This window comes from Rossellomorea pakistanensis (genome assembly GCF_016908495.1).
GTDB lineage: Bacteria > Bacillota > Bacilli > Bacillales > Bacillaceae_B > Rossellomorea > Rossellomorea pakistanensis.
In genome coordinates this window covers 112,102-126,934 of record NZ_JAFBDZ010000006.1, presented here as the reverse complement: position 1 = coordinate 126,934, position 14,833 = coordinate 112,102, and the positions used below count along the sequence as shown (strand labels likewise).

At 32.5% G+C, this 14,833-nt stretch carries 13 protein-coding genes and 1 riboswitch; of the genes, 5 read left to right on the top strand and 8 right to left on the bottom strand.

From position 1 onward, the window contains the following. Positions 1 to 5: 5 nt before the first annotated feature. A complete protein-coding gene (locus tag JOC86_RS24820) occupies positions 6 to 1,049 on the bottom strand; it encodes an HNH endonuclease (protein ID WP_239587771.1) in 1,044 nt (347 codons plus the stop codon). A 139-nt stretch (positions 1,050 to 1,188) separates the two neighbouring features. On the opposite strand from JOC86_RS24820, the gene JOC86_RS21930 reads away from it, so the two are divergent. Beyond that, entirely contained in the window at positions 1,189 to 1,785 is a 597-nt protein-coding gene (locus JOC86_RS21930) for a restriction endonuclease (protein ID WP_205175165.1), read from the top strand. Between the two features lie 64 nt (positions 1,786 to 1,849). Here the strand turns inward: JOC86_RS21930 and JOC86_RS21925 are convergent, their stop codons facing one another. Continuing rightward, positions 1,850 to 2,113, bottom strand: a complete 264-nt coding sequence (locus JOC86_RS21925) for a hypothetical protein (RefSeq protein ID WP_205175163.1) — start codon at positions 2,111 to 2,113, stop codon at positions 1,850 to 1,852. Between the two features lie 458 nt (positions 2,114 to 2,571). Between JOC86_RS21925 and JOC86_RS21920 the strand changes: the two genes are divergently transcribed. Further along, the gene (locus tag JOC86_RS21920) at positions 2,572 to 3,870 is read left to right on the top strand and encodes a deoxyguanosinetriphosphate triphosphohydrolase family protein (protein ID WP_205175161.1); all 1,299 of its coding nucleotides are present in this window, start codon (positions 2,572 to 2,574) and stop codon (positions 3,868 to 3,870) included. Positions 3,871 to 3,990: 120 nt separating this feature from the next. On the opposite strand, the gene JOC86_RS21915 is transcribed toward JOC86_RS21920, so the two are convergent. The 3 genes from JOC86_RS21915 to JOC86_RS21905 all read right to left on the bottom strand — a co-directional run bounded on the left by JOC86_RS21915 (position 3,991) and on the right by JOC86_RS21905 (position 5,977). Further along, a complete protein-coding gene (locus tag JOC86_RS21915) occupies positions 3,991 to 4,440 on the bottom strand; it encodes a DnaA N-terminal domain-containing protein (RefSeq protein ID WP_205175153.1) in 450 nt (149 codons plus the stop codon). Then, positions 4,437 to 5,141: a ribonuclease H family protein gene (locus JOC86_RS21910; RefSeq protein ID WP_205175151.1), complete on the bottom strand. Its 705-nt coding sequence runs from the start codon at positions 5,139 to 5,141 to the stop codon at positions 4,437 to 4,439. Before JOC86_RS21910 ends, JOC86_RS21915 begins: the two co-directional genes overlap by 4 nt. 62 nt (positions 5,142 to 5,203) lie before the next feature. Then, positions 5,204 to 5,977 (bottom strand): hypothetical protein, encoded by a 774-nt coding sequence (locus JOC86_RS21905; RefSeq protein ID WP_205175149.1) that lies wholly within the window; start codon positions 5,975 to 5,977, stop codon positions 5,204 to 5,206. Positions 5,978 to 6,622: 645 nt separating this feature from the next. Here JOC86_RS21905 and JOC86_RS21900 point away from each other — a divergent pair. The 3 genes from JOC86_RS21900 to JOC86_RS21890 all read left to right on the top strand — a co-directional run bounded on the left by JOC86_RS21900 (position 6,623) and on the right by JOC86_RS21890 (position 9,670). Continuing rightward, positions 6,623 to 7,111 (top strand): RNA polymerase sigma factor, encoded by a 489-nt coding sequence (locus JOC86_RS21900; protein WP_205175148.1) that lies wholly within the window; start codon positions 6,623 to 6,625, stop codon positions 7,109 to 7,111. Next, the gene (locus JOC86_RS21895) at positions 7,101 to 7,976 is read left to right on the top strand and encodes a zf-HC2 domain-containing protein (RefSeq protein ID WP_205175146.1); all 876 of its coding nucleotides are present in this window, start codon (positions 7,101 to 7,103) and stop codon (positions 7,974 to 7,976) included. Before JOC86_RS21900 ends, JOC86_RS21895 begins: the two co-directional genes overlap by 11 nt. A gap of 260 nt (positions 7,977 to 8,236) precedes the next feature. Beyond that, positions 8,237 to 9,670, top strand: a complete 1,434-nt coding sequence (locus tag JOC86_RS21890) for a HEPN domain-containing protein (RefSeq protein WP_205175138.1) — start codon at positions 8,237 to 8,239, stop codon at positions 9,668 to 9,670. A gap of 938 nt (positions 9,671 to 10,608) precedes the next feature. On the opposite strand, the gene JOC86_RS21885 is transcribed toward JOC86_RS21890, so the two are convergent. The 3 genes from JOC86_RS21885 to queF form a co-directional block, all read right to left on the bottom strand. Beyond that, positions 10,609 to 12,543, bottom strand: coding sequence for a DEAD/DEAH box helicase family protein (locus JOC86_RS21885; protein WP_205175136.1), 1,935 nt, complete (start codon positions 12,541 to 12,543; stop codon positions 10,609 to 10,611). Positions 12,544 to 12,851: 308 nt separating this feature from the next. After that, positions 12,852 to 13,646 (bottom strand): hypothetical protein, encoded by a 795-nt coding sequence (locus tag JOC86_RS21880; protein WP_205175134.1) that lies wholly within the window; start codon positions 13,644 to 13,646, stop codon positions 12,852 to 12,854. A gap of 525 nt (positions 13,647 to 14,171) precedes the next feature. Beyond that, complete coding sequence (queF, locus tag JOC86_RS21875) at positions 14,172 to 14,669, bottom strand: preQ(1) synthase (RefSeq protein ID WP_205175132.1); 498 nt, start codon at positions 14,667 to 14,669, stop codon at positions 14,172 to 14,174. A 59-nt stretch (positions 14,670 to 14,728) separates the two neighbouring features. Next, positions 14,729 to 14,775, bottom strand: a riboswitch (PreQ1 riboswitch). Positions 14,776 to 14,833: the final 58 nt, after the last annotated feature.

The following is a 14,833-nucleotide window of genomic DNA, read 5'->3' as shown; positions in this document are numbered from 1 at the left end:
TTCCCTTAAAAGTTACTTTCTTTAATATATCTTTTTAATTCTGTTACAGATAAAGTAGGGCTTTTATGTATCATCCGATGACAATTTGAACAAAGCATAGCTATGTCTTCTATTCTAGTTTTTTCACCAAGTTTCATTTCAGCCACTGGCTTTGTGTGATGAGCTTCTATAAAGTCTTTACCCCGCTCCCCATAAACCTTTTCAAAATTAATTCCACAAGCTTCACAAAATAGTTTTCCATGCTTAATCTTAAAAGCCTTTTTTGCTTCTGAAATCAACTTACTATTACGCTCTCTAAATTTATGCATTCTAAAAGATTCCTTACCTTCTTGATACTCTATACTCTCGACAACATCATCCACATCTATATGGACATATGCTAGTTCATTAGAGTACGTCAATGACTCTACTATAGTCTTAATATTTTCATGCTCAACTCTGGAAAGTAGTTTAATACCCTCTTCAATATTTATATCCATGAAAATCCCTTTATGCGTATCTCTCAGACCTAAGTGATGGAGGATTCCCATTGATTGGTATCCTCGACTATATGCAGGATCAAGTTTAATAATGTTTTCATCTAACCACCGATGGGTTCGCTCATTAAACAAGTATTCAAAGATCACCTTAGATCGAATGTCCTTATCGTATTGATTAAACTCTCGATTTCTATCTCTAGGTTGTAAAGGTGGAAACACGTATTCATTTTCCTCAAGATCGAGATTTAAATATTTACTTAATATTGGCTCTGAATCTTTAACCCAAGGTTTTCCGCTAGGTCTATCTTCTTTATAATGTACCATCGTTACTTTCCTTGCATCTAAAATTGAAGGGCTAATAATATAGAGCCTTTCTATACCAATATGTTTAGCTTCAGTTAAACTATCTTGAAAACTTTCATAAATTACAGAATGATTTTCAAGTAAAATCAGCTTGTATTTGTTTATATTGAATTTAGCAGTTAGGATATAGAAATCTGTTTCCTTCCCCTTTACATACTCCTTCCTAGCTACACTAGTATTGAATTTTTCAATATTAAAGCTCTCCATCCAAATCCCCCTTCTTCTATAGGTAAATTATACCACATTGGTTATTATATTGAATTTATAAATATAATGATTTTCGAAAATTCAATCAAGTATATTCTAACTCTCTATAGGACATATATGAATTTGAGGTGATTAACATATGATCTATATAGAAATTCTAGTAGCACTCTTACTTGCTGGAGCATTCTTTCATTTCCACATCAATAAGAAGAAAACAGATTATCAAACACAACTACTAGCTCAGCACATTGATAAGAGTGAAGAAATGAAGAGAACGCTTGCAATGGGACTTTACTTGAGGTTTAAATCTGATACAGAAGACGTTAATACACTTTCTTCGTCCTACATTAAACAGAATCCGCTCATGTTTGAATACTTTGTCGCAGAGGTAATTGAGAGAGCAATGGGTGGTAACACATGGGTATCTCCTTCTTCTGGTGACTTTGGGGTGGACTTTGAACATACAACAGAGGACGGTCTTTTTCTTGGACAAGTTAAATGTTACAAAGGAGATTTACCCTTTGACCCGATAGCACTCGTTCACTCTAATATGGTCAAAAGAGGAGCTGTAGGGGGCTACGTAATCACTACTGGGTCTTTTACCCCAAGTGCGAGAGAGTACGCTGAGGGGCTTAATATAGAGCTGGTAGAGGGCGTAAAATTGGTAGAGTTATGGTTAGAAGGGCTTGAAAATGCAGAACAAGAAATTCGGGATGTTATTCCAGACTATATTTAAAGCCACCTCAATTGGTGGCTTTATTATATTCTACCATTCCTTTTTAATTTGACTTCTGTAATTCTTAGTTGATTTCATCGATCAATTCTTCCTTAGTTTGTCCTCCAATAAAATATTCTCTATAAAATGATCTACCTGTTTCTAAATAATCTCGCCATGCTTCGATAAGTATAGAGTATGTGCCCTCAACATGATTAAGTTCGCTATCAAGTCCCACGTATTTATTCTTTGCACTAAAAGTTTCTAACCTTACTGGATATTCAACAATATTTGTAGGTGCAGAGTTTACAATTGAAATCAGTCTTGGAAAGTCATCGTAATCTAGCACCAAAGAATTGTGAACATTATCATTACCTCTATTAAGGACATTAACTAATTGGCCTTTAGATGGTAGTGGATTAGCTGGCTTTGAGATTCTATGACAAATTATTTCAAAGTGAAAATCTTTAAGATATGTAGCCCCAGAGTCACTTTCTAAAGTATTTATTAGATTACCATCAATTATAATTTAACCTTGCTGTTGAAGCCAATTACTCACATATCTATAAGATTTGAACAACATGTCTTCATCTAAGTCAAAAGCCTTGAAATCCTCAATGGATTCCCAACTACCATCTTTTTTTAATCTATAAATCTCATTTACACCTAAAAAAACTTGTAAGCATTAATAGAAAAATTCATTGTTTGTCACTCCAATTAATTATTAAGTATTAGAAAATACTATATTTTCTGAATTAATAATATTATACTATACATATCCAAATAATTACAAAGGTGGAGTTCCAAATGAGCAGAAATAAAGAATTATTGATTGACTTTTTACAAGATCATTACTATCCACTAAAGGATATAGAGAAACGTATACATCCTGAAGAAACAGTACGAGATCGCAACCCACACCAAAGAGATTATTCAAGAATCTTATATTCCACTTCTTTTAGAAGGTTACAAGGAAAAATGCAACTATTGGGAATTAAAAGTGATAAGTTTTATCGAAATAGGTTAACTCATAGTTTAGAAGTGGCTCAAATTGCTAGATCAATTGCTGAAAGATTAAGAACCCAATCAGAAGACAACAAGGTTTATGTAGATGATATTTATGTAGTTGAAGCAGCCGCTCTTGCCCATGATATTGGTAATCCCCCTTATGGACATCATGGTGAAAAGGTACTAAATGAATTAATGAAAAATAATGGAGGTTTTGAAGGAAATGCTCAAACATTGAGGGTTCTGAATGATCTTGAAAAGAAACTTCAAAATACTAGGGGATTGAACCTCACAGTTAGAACCTTGTTAGGCGTTGTGAAATATTACAAGCCCTTCGATGAAATATCAAAAAAGTTTATTTATAAATCCAATTTTGAACAATTAGCAGATTTTATTGATAAATCTAACGTTAGCCCAAGAACTTTAGATGTACAAATAGTCGATATAGCAGACGAAATTGCTTATGCAGCACATGACTTGGAGGATGCATTAAGTTTAGGACTTTTCAACATAGATGAATTTATGTTTGAATTTAAGGATATTGCAAGTCAAATCCAAGGTTATGATGTTCTTGAGGAATTAGTTACAAAAGCTAAATCATATGCACGATCAGCCTCTAATTACCATTCCTCGGAAGAGTTTGGTTTGTTATTAAGAAAAGAATTAACATCTAATTTAGTAAATACTCTAGTTAATGACATAGGGATAGTTGAAGTCGATGACAAATTCAAAACTAAAACTGGGACATTAAATGACCGAGAACTAGGTTTTAGTACATTAGATGAATTTGCAGACTGTCTAAAGGATTTCACCTTCAAATGCATTAATAGATCGAATACTGTCCAATTATATGAAAAGCAAGGAGAAAAAATAATCAAAGGATTATTTGACGCTTTTTCTGACGAAGAGTTCAACAAAGATAACCTACTTTTGCCTGTAGAATATAGGGAAAGCATAGAAGGAAAAGAAAGAATAATCTCTGACTATATTTCTGGAATGATGGATTCATATGCGGTTCAAGTATTTCAAGAATTATATGGAATCGATGCAACAAAAGGAGTATATGATGAAAAGTATTTTGGCAATTATAAAATCTGATAGATTCTTTTCACAGACCTAATAATACTTTCTCAAGGATACTCTAGATTTTTTAAAAAAGCCACCTCCAATGGTGGCTTATATAGTTCGCTAAGTCTTCAATCAGTAATCCTGCCTACTCTATAGTAGACTCTCATACTGCTCTATTTTTCCTACTACAAGAAGTAATTGATCTATTACATGTTTTCTCTTAAAGTCTTCGTCATCTTGGATTGAATTTACTGTATTCATAGTCACCTGCTTAAGCTCTATCAACATCTCTTTTTCTAGATAGCGGATTCGATTGGATACCATTTTACTACGTTTTTCTTCAAAATTTCTTCGTTGCCTTTCCTCGTAAAGTTCGTCTGAAACTATTTCAATTGGATAAGCTTTCCCTGTTACTGTGACCATAGCTTTTAATATTATGTTTATATATCTTGCCTCAATCCAATATTTTTGGCTTTCTAGTTCAACATATACATGAAGTGTTTCATTCTTAATTTCCCCTCTACTTTCAGAAAACCATATTTCAAAAGTAGATGGTTTAAGATTGTATTTGATTTCCTCTAACACATGCTTCCAATTCATTTTTCTACTCCTTTCAATAACTGTTCCAGTCTATTCTTTTGCTCCATTACTATTTGATGGTTATTTAAATTAACATAATTAACTGCCCATACCTTTACTATTCCTTCTCTATTGACCATGATTCTCAGATCATAATATGCAAATACCCTTGCATCTCCTTTTTCTCTAACAAGTTCTCCTAACCATATTTTTTCGTTTAAACTTTTTTGATACTTATGAATAGTTTTCCTTTTATTGGTACCCCCCCTATAATTTAAGTAAACAGATAGGCTAACACGGTAATTGGGGTAATTCTCAATCCTTTTATAATAGTTTCTATTTATTGACGATACAGAATTTGAGGGGATATAAGAACCTTTATTGCAGATTATATGTGCGATATTATAAATTCTAGGGATAATTTGAAAACCTACATTTATTGCTCGGAGTGAACGGTACAAACTTTTAGGAATACCTTTTCCTTTTCTTCTCTTAATCCAGTTCTTAGCTTCTTTACAGTCTATAAAAATCACGCCATCACAAAGTTTATAATGTAGAAGGAAGGAACTTAGTTCATATATTGCTAAGGCTTCAGCAGTGTGAGGTTTCCTTCTATCCATAACAATTCTTCTTCTAACTGTACTACTATCTTCGAACTCAATTGTAAATCCTAAGAAAGTTCTGTCCCCTTGAATTGAAGCATCCGTATAAGCTGTAAACATTTCATCACCTAACGCAAACGATTTTTTGTTTTTATTGATATGTGCTATACACAATAGTGGGCTTAAATTTGAGTCCTTAGATTTTCTTTCATTCTCTTTATCTCGTTCTTACCTTCTAAAGATTTAATGTACTCTTTTGCTTTTGTACTACCAAACTCATCTACCGCTATTTCGATATTAATACCTTTACTCAATAAGCCTTTTATACACCCATATGGCTTCCTCTTCTTGTCTCTCAATACCTCGTTGAGCCATTCAACTGATCTTCTTGCAGATATGTAAAAGTAGCACTCATTTACTTTACTCTCAAAATCAACCACACTCATTTGATGTTTATCAGCTAGGTACTTTACAACTGCATTCCATGCTTCTAGATCAATATTAAATTTGGTTCTTGCTTTCTTTATCCATTCAAAAGGGTTCTCGGCTGATTTAGACTTGTTTATAGTATTGTTTAATGGGAGCATGTTAGCATATGTTGTTCCCCCTAAACCGAAATCAATAACCGATTCTTCCCAACTCAAAGGAACAAAGTGATCTAATACAACATCATCAACAACCCATGAAAGAGCACATTTTCCTTGGAATTGTTGCCTTATTAACACTTCTTCATTATCAGTAAGAGTATTTGGTAATACTTTATTTAGATACCCCCTCCTCTTTCTTTGCATCTCCATCTTTTTTCCATGTCGCAACATAAAACATTCTTTACAAGTTGCCCTTGAATTAAATCTTCCAGTTTTGGATGAGAAAAAGTTAGTTTTCACATGGAGTAACAATCCACGTCTTCTACAATTTCTCTCTGTACAACGTTTGTAATAGCCTTTCTTTATCATTAAAGCCCTCCAAGCTTAAACTAGATTGATAATGTGGAACATTCTGTCCAATACATGATAATCGAAAAATCAATTAACGTAAACTAATTTATTTGAATATTCAGATAACTAATACTTGAATAAATAGTATTGTTAATATAGTCTCAATCCCACCACTATTGACTTATATACAATCAAGAACACATCCCGTTCACTTTTCATCTAAACCAATACTTAAATAAATAGAAAAAAATTTTTTTTGAAGTCTCCTTTGATAAAATTTCTAATACAGATACAGCTATGTAAAAAAAAGTGGACAACGGGTTCTGTTTTCGAGTACAAAACTTTAAATAACACATCAAAATGAGTGCCAAATCGCATTGATTTCGGCACTCCTTTTTTCTTGATTAAACGGTATTTTATCCAACAAAAACTAATAAGGCTCCTAAAAATTATTGGATATTTATGCTAAAATTAGTGAGGATTGTGAAAGGATGAACTTAAACGGCAGGATAGTTCATTAGCAGGTTATTAATATAATTATGTTGAATTTAAATACTTTTAGCCGCATTTAGTTCGGCGGTTTTCTATTGCCAATAAAAAAATAGTATTTTTTTGTAACGAAATTGAATTGAATCGGATATATAGACGAAAGGAGGATAAGGCTTGGGAGAACTAGATGAAATATATAGCAATTATGCTGAAGAAGTATTCAAATATCTAATGTGTCTTTGTCACAACGCAGATTTATCAGAAGAACTAACACAAGAAACCTTCTATCAAGCTGTAAAATCCATTGATAGATATAACGATGAATGTAAAATGTCAGTTTGGCTTTGTCAAATAGCGAAGCACTCTTATTATAAGCATCTTGAACGTAATAAGAAACAACAAAGACATATGTTTCAAGATGACTCATCCCATACTTCTCCTGAAGCTGAATTTATTTATTCGGAAGACAAAATTGCCCTATACCGAATTATACACTTACTTGAAGAACCATATAAAGAGGTGTTACTTTTGAGAATCTTAGGTGGTCTAAGTTTCAAAGAGATAGGAGAAATTCAACTGAGAAATGAAAACTGGGCGAGAGTTACTTTTTATAGGGCTAAAATGAAATTAAGGGAAAGGGGTCAGGATAACAATGGACAATAAATGCAATATAGTAAGAGATTTACTCCCATCTTATATCGATAATTTGTGCAGCCAAGATAGTATTCATTTTATTGAGGAACATATAAATTCGTGTGAAAAATGTAGAGAAGTATTAGAAAGTATGAAAAATAATGTTGATTTTTCTGATGAGATAGATGAAGTGTATAAAGTGGAAGTAAAGAGACCATTTCTAAAAGTATCCAGATTCTTCAACGGTCAAAAGAAACTGACGAATTATTTACTTATAGCTACACTTTTCTCCTTGCTGTTTGGATTCATTTTTCTAATTCATTCAAATAAAAAGTTTAGTGAATATAAAGAAGAAGTAACTAAGTTAGAAGTAGTAGAACAAGAAAAAGAAGCCATTATGGATGATGTATTTCATATTCTTGGAGACTCAACAGAAGTGACTGAAAAAGAAGAAAAACAACTTCTTACTATTTTTAAAAAGTATAATGAAAAGCTGAATTTGTTAGCTGTTTTTCCAGCAGCAAATATAAAAGATTGGTTACAGGAAAATACTTCTGTAAAACAGAAACCTACAACGATCTATCCTATTGAGTACAATAAAGCCGCGATCGTCATTGGAAACGAGGGTATTTTGGGAAAGAATGAAACAATTATTCCTAGTGGTTATGATTTAGGAACCGTAATGATGGCGAATAAACAATGGGTGATTCAATATGAATATAAAAGTTCGTATGAAGAGACTATTGAGAGACATCACCAATTAACCTATTACGGACCAAGCACTTGGAGTATTTTTCAGGCACCTATATTAATGTTTACTATTTTTAGTGTTCTTTTTATAGTTTGGTTACTCTTAAAGAAACAAAATAAACGTCTTAAAGATGTAATGGGATAATATTTTTACAGACTTCATTTTAACTAAAGGCGGTGAGGTCTTAAATAGAAATTGAACTAACATTTTGAACAAATGCACTTAACAATCGGGGCTTATCCAGAACAAGGTAAGCTCTTTTATTATGAATATTTTTCTTGAGTATGCAGCTCCAATTTGAAATAATTGGTATTGAGTTAATGGGTCAGGATAGTTGCAGACTCAGTTTCAAGATCATATTAAAATTGGTATTAATTGAAATCAAATAGGGGAGGTAGAGATTTTTGACTAATAAGATAGATTTACAATTCGGAAAATGGCATATTGGCGGAAGAGACTTGAATCTAAATGGAATCCTCCATGTTAATAATAATTTTGATTTAGAGCTATATAGTGATGAATTTATTTCACTTCCGTACTATGCTGATGTTGTATACGGGAAAACACATCAAGGTAAAGCCTATACTTTATATAAATGTAGCATTCGAGGTGGGAAATCAACATCTATAGTTCATGATTATCAATCTAAATATACATACCACGTAAGTTGTGACTATGCCTTAGAAGGTAAGATTTTCACTGAAGAACAAGAGATTAAATTCGAAGAAATTTATTTTAGTGTAACGAATTTAAATAAGTGGGCATACCAAAAAACAGTCGATATCAATTTAGATGACTCATCAGAATATGTAATAACTACTAACAGGGTGGATGATCTAACCCATAAGAATGATGAGTTCGAATTAGATATTAGTTATTTTACTATGCCTGATTATAACCACAGATTCACAAATTCGTTGAAAATTGAAACTAATACTCAGATAATTTTTAAGTTCAACAATCCTACTCCTCTAATAGATGCACATAGGCTTATATATAAAGTGAGAGATTTTATATCACTGTGCACAAATACAAGAACTTATATTAAATACATTTCTGCCAAGCCTTATTATTCTGTGCCACAAGAATTTGAACCAAGAATCCAAATATATGGGAGAGCGATTGAGTTTGAAAATGATGGTGATATTGAAGAGTTAGAATTTTACGATCAATACATAAGCCTAGATCAATTGAAAAATGATTTTAATGTTTGCATGAAGAACTGGTTTGAGAAAAGCGAAAGGCTGAAACCAGTGATAGATCTTTATTTATCAGTAAATTATCATAGAACATCACATGAGCGTCATTTTCTTAACTTAGTTCAGGCGCTTGAAGCTTATCATAGGTTAACTAGAAATAATAAAATATTGCCAAAAGAAGAGCATGATAAGAAAATGGAAAGTATAATGGCTAATGTACCTGAGGAACATCAAAAGTGGGTTAGGGATAAGCTAGCTTTTTCTAATGAACCTAGCTTACACGAACGTCTAGAAGATTTATTAACCCCAGATAGTAATGGAGCATCTCCTCATCATATTGGTAAGTATTACAGCGTATTCAACTTTCAAGATAAAGAAAAAATTCAATTGATCAGGGACATAAAAAATACTCGAAACTACAACACTCACTTTGATGAACGCTTATTGAAGAAGTCGATAAAAGGAGAAGAATTGTATCAATTAATTTCGTTATTGAAATTAACTATGGAGTTTTATCTACTAAGGGAATTAGAAATTGATGAGGATGTGGTAATACTCTTAACGTGGGAAAAATCTAAACAGCTCTCTACACGTAATTCAATAATTGAATACACAAAAGACAAAAATATGACTATTTAAAGCAATTTTATTTCCCCATCATTGTGTAAACAGCTGCAGTTCCTTTGATAGTGAGCAACCCAAATTTATTTTATGGTTCCCAAACGTGTTATACGATTTAACTTGAGTTCAGCCTTCTAGGTAACTGACAGGGGGGATAGAATAAGATGAGTATTTTTCTATTTATAGCTGTTCATATATTGATCGGCTTATTGTTAATTAATTTCAAAGGGAAATTACCAAAACCAATAACTACGTTTTCTTTTGTCTTTCTCGGTATGAGTTCCTTATATTTTGGCTCAATTCTCTTGGGATAAGCATATTTATCTCAATACTGAGTTTTCAACTATCGGGGGCTTTAATTGAATAAAACACCATATAAAATAGAACGGTCAGAGGCATCAGCCACTGACCGTTTTTCTGCGAATTATAATAATTTTTTGCTACGAAATACTCTACCATTTTATTTGATGTTTACAAGTTTGTACTTCAAAACAGAACCCGTTAGACATTGAAGCCTTTATTAAGATAAGGGGCTAAAAGATATGGTTTAAGAAAGTCAACCAAGCAAAGATATATATTTTAGTTCTAGGTTTGCACCCTTCGGGTGCTGTTGAGTCAAACCTTAGGATTCGTTCCGCCTTTGGCTTCACTCACCTAAGCTATGACTTCCTTTGCAAATCTCACTTCGCTTACGTTTTGCAAAGCTGGAACACTTCACAACAATTATTAAGATGGGAGGAAACAAAATTAATATTTTAAAAAGTCAACCGAAGCAAAGCGAAGGTTGAACTTTTAAAATGGCTAATTTTTTTCCTCCCTTTTTTAAGATAAATATGTTTGCACTTCGCTACGCTCAGCGCGAATCATAAACAGGTAAATTAAAATATATTACACTTACTTAGTTTAAGCATAAGTGACGGATTTTTTCTCTAATATATATTTTAAATGCATCACCTTTAATTTAATATTAGCTTTTTATATCCATTAACTGGGTTTACATCAATAATTAAGTTATAATGACCTGCTACTTCCTCCATTATTTTTTTCTTCTCATCGTTACTCCAATTTCTATTGAACCAATCTTTAAAGTCTTTTGAAATATTCCCACCACTAGCTACTGAGATTCCTTGAGCCTTCATAAACTGTACCGCTTTACTAAATCTATCCAAACAATTCTTATTGAATTTTTTATCCTTATATAAATTAATACAGTCAAAGTTTTCAGTTGTTAACTTGTATAAGTCTAATAGCTCAAGTACCCACCCTTTGTAGTTAGCATATAAATAAATATCTACCTTACCCCTTCCTTTTATTTGACGAATATTTGATCTATGAATAATTTGACTAAAGTCAGATAGTACAAGCTCTTTATATATTTGTTGAACATCATCATCCTTAAACCAAGATACAGAGGAATTGTCGCCCTTTTCCCTAAATGATAGGTCAATGTCTGTACCATACATGGCAATAGCAAAAAGTCGATAAAAATTTGGATGACGAATAGGTAAATTTAAAAGTGCTACTGAGTTGAAATATGCAATCCCATTCTTACCTGTTGTATTAAGTAAATTCAGAGCCATTAAATCATCTTCGCATTTTCTCTCATTGAAAAATTCAGTTTCTTGCTCTTTCGTAATTGCGCCTTTTGTTACATACTTAGAAATTTCACCTTTTGCTGGTAATGGAAGAATATCTTTACCCTCAGAATTTAATTCTTTCCTTATTTCCTTCAAGTCTTTTGTTATTGTATTAATAATATCGTCCTTACTTCTATTTTTCTTAGAAGTGTTTATTTTGCGTTGGTGTAGGTACAAACGTCCCTTATAGTTATGGTAATTCCTAACAGGAATTATATCAAAACCGCAATCCAAATAAATACTTTTACTAATATCCGCAGTCCCATCAAGTATTAGCATGTTTCCAAAACTTCTGTAATCAATTAGTTCCCCACATAAAATCTGTGTCATTTTCCCTTCACGCCAAACAACACCCATAGCATCTTCTTTAAGCAACCTCTTAAACCATTCATATCTCCTTCTATATTTGTAATCTGTCATCACATCATTCAATGATTCTATTACACCTTCAAGACTCTTTTTCTTTTCTTCAAGTTGATCGATGTGATTTATTAATTTTTTAGTTGGAATTGAATCACTCTTTTTGCTTTCATCTTTTAAAGACTCTGCCATTTCACTGGCAACAATAAATGGGATAGTTACCCTTGCCCTCTCAACTTCAAACTTACTTAATGATAGGGAAGAGTTGCTAACCATATCATCGAACCAATCTAAACAGTTGTTTTGGCTACCAACATCAAATATTTCCCCATTAAGAAAGATAGGCATTTCATCAATTATTATAGTCCTTTGCAGACGCATAATATCAGTCTTTGGAGCAAAGTATCTATAGTTAGAGAAATCCCCAAATCCCAACTTCAAGTCTCTTAGACGTTGCTGAGTAATTGCTACAACTTGGTAGTGTTTAATATTCTGAGAAATATCATTTGAATATGTGTCAGTATCAATTGTCAACAATTCGCCTTTAATATTTTCAAAATGAGATTCTACTGATTTCTCAAACTCTCTCATAGTGTCTTTGTTATTAAATACACAAAGTAATGGAATATTTTCTTCTTCAATAGCTTTCTTTGCTAGAACTTGAAGTGCAGTTGATTTCCCAGCTCCCATAATAGAGTTACACACTTTTGCAATCGATGGAGATTGTTGTTCTTTCGATGTCCTTATTTGTTCGTATTTGTTTTCACTCTCATTTACAAAGTCAACTAGTATATTATAGGTATCCAAGAAAGCCTGTTCGTGAAGGTTCTCTCGCTGTTCCACTGAAATATAGTTTTCCAACTCAATTAATTTCTTTGCTTTTCTAATTACCATAGTAAACATCCCCTTATGAATTAATTAGGTAGATGTCTATAGACACAAAAAGAGCTAACAGTCTATAAACATCAAATTGGACAGACGAATGCCTATCAATTTGTGTAAATGACCATTAGCTCTAATTTCAGCTCAATGATTAAAGTATTAATTTCCTCTAGTATACTAAAATGTGACTGATTGTCAATATCTCAATAAAATATCGATTTTATATAGAAATTTTAGGGATCGTTCGTAACTTCTTAGACTAACTGTCTGATTTGGAGTGTACTAGAATCTAGTATTTATAATTTCAACTCCAATGATAATTAAAAGAACAACTTCGTGGCAATTACCCCCAGTAATGCCCCAACTATAAGGTTAATTAAAGCATATATCCAATGGTCTTTGATACCTTCATAAACACCTTGTGCGGATAAGCCAAAAGGTTCATACCATTTAGAGTTTGTTTTAAGTTTACCTTCTCCAAGTTTTATTAAGATAGAATGGATAACATCAACCTTTTTCAACGTAGATAAATGTAATTTTACATAATCTTTATTATCAAATGCTTCAGCTTCATCCTTACCTTGCAGAAAGTCTCTCTTGGAAATACCATTTTTATCAATTAAATTCTCTAGCCTTGGATGACCAGCATATCTTGTGCCATAGATATCTATTAAAATCCTTGCTAGGTCAAATTTGTTTTGGTCATCAATGACTTTAGGTCTACCACCTAAAACTCTGTATCTATTTTCAATGGCTTCAAACCCATAGTTAAAATCCCTCATATTCCAATGCACCCAATTGTAACTCTTATGATTACCCACGAATTGAAAAAAATCTTTTAACATTTCCCTTTCGATTTCATCATAATGCTCTTGTATCTTGTTAAATGGAATATTCTTAATTTCAGCTGTTCTATGGATAGTAAAAGACTTACCTTGAGCTGTACTGAAGTATCTTACAGCAATTGAAGTTATCCTTGGAGTTCTACCATTTGTTATGTTATAAAAACTTTCACATGAATAATGTATCAGTAAACAATTATTAGGGTTATTAACCAGATCATTGATGTTAGTGAGTGCAGTTTTTCTTTTCTTGTTTATATATCTTAAACTCACAAGGGCAACCTCCTATAAATTCACAAAAGTAAAATGGAGCATTTGCTTTGAAGCAAAAAGAAATGTTTCCTAAAATTGAAAATTCTGTAATCAAGCTTCATTATACCATCATCTTTAACATTAAGAGAACTAACCTCCAATAAATTGCAGTTGTCATGCACATTATGTTTTAGTAATTTCAATCTAGAACCTTCTAAAAACTTCACAAGAGCTATTTGAGGTAAAGGAGAACTAAATTGGAATTGGACTGTCTGAGAGGGTGTATTAAACCATATCTGCATGAATACAGCTATGCAATTCCTGTAAACTAGCCCCCTCCCTCTCAAACACACTTTTTTAAGGTATTGAACAAGGATTGAATTAGAAAAGAGGTATCTCTATATCGAGATACCTCTTTATACGTATAATGCAGTGGTCACATCATATAATTTTTCAATTTGTTTGGTCACATTTTTGGTCACATCTTATGAAATACAGCAGTTTTTCTGGTCACAATTTATCCTATTTTTTGTGACCAGTCATTTCTTATCGATTATCCACTTTTTCTGGATATAAATCATGATTCATCAGGCGATGATGCGCCATTTCTTCATACTTGGTTCCCGGCTTCCCATAATTACAAAAAGGGTCAATGGAAATTCCGCCGCGTGGGGTGAATTTTCCCCAAACCTCAATATATCTAGGATCCATTAATTCAATGAGATCGTTCATAATGATATTCATGCAGTCCTCATGAAAATCTCCATGATTGCGGAAACTAAATAAATAGAGCTTAAGAGATTTACTCTCTACCATTTTTTGCTCAGGAATATAGCTAATGTAAATCGTTGCAAAATCGGGTTGATTTGTTTTTGGACACAGACTAGTAAACTCAGGACAATTGAATTTTACAAAATAATCTCTGTTAGGATGCTTATTATCAAATGCTTCTAATACTTCTGGTGAATAGTCAAAAAGGTATTTCGTTCCTTGATTTCCTAGTAATGAAACACCTTGTAAATCTTCATCTTTTCTTCCAGACATTAAAAAATCCTCCTTTTAATTAACACATTCAGGAGGAGTTCATTCTATAAACCAATGGAAAATCCATAGTTTTTTATAGAGGGTGTCAGCTATGAACCTCTCCCGTCTGTACGGGCTTTAATTTTTCTACTATGCTATCGTATCAGAATCCGGCTGATTGTCAA

Coding starts and splice junctions, on each gene's coding strand:
- JOC86_RS24820 (WP_239587771.1), bottom strand. CDS start 1,049: ATGGAGAGCTTTAATATTGAAAAATTCAATACTAGTGTAGCTAGGAAG.
- JOC86_RS21930 (WP_205175165.1), top strand. CDS start 1,189: ATGATCTATATAGAAATTCTAGTAGCACTCTTACTTGCTGGAGCATTC.
- JOC86_RS21920 (WP_205175161.1), top strand. CDS start 2,572: ATGAGCAGAAATAAAGAATTATTGATTGACTTTTTACAAGATCATTAC.
- JOC86_RS21915 (WP_205175153.1), bottom strand. CDS start 4,440: ATGAATTGGAAGCATGTGTTAGAGGAAATCAAATACAATCTTAAACCA.
- JOC86_RS21910 (WP_205175151.1), bottom strand. CDS start 5,141: ATGTTTACAGCTTATACGGATGCTTCAATTCAAGGGGACAGAACTTTC.
- JOC86_RS21905 (WP_205175149.1), bottom strand. CDS start 5,977: ATGATAAAGAAAGGCTATTACAAACGTTGTACAGAGAGAAATTGTAGA.
- JOC86_RS21895 (WP_205175146.1), top strand. CDS start 7,101: ATGGACAATAAATGCAATATAGTAAGAGATTTACTCCCATCTTATATC.
- JOC86_RS21885 (WP_205175136.1), bottom strand. CDS start 12,543: ATGGTAATTAGAAAAGCAAAGAAATTAATTGAGTTGGAAAACTATATT.
- queF (WP_205175132.1), bottom strand. CDS start 14,669: ATGTCTGGAAGAAAAGATGAAGATTTACAAGGTGTTTCATTACTAGGA.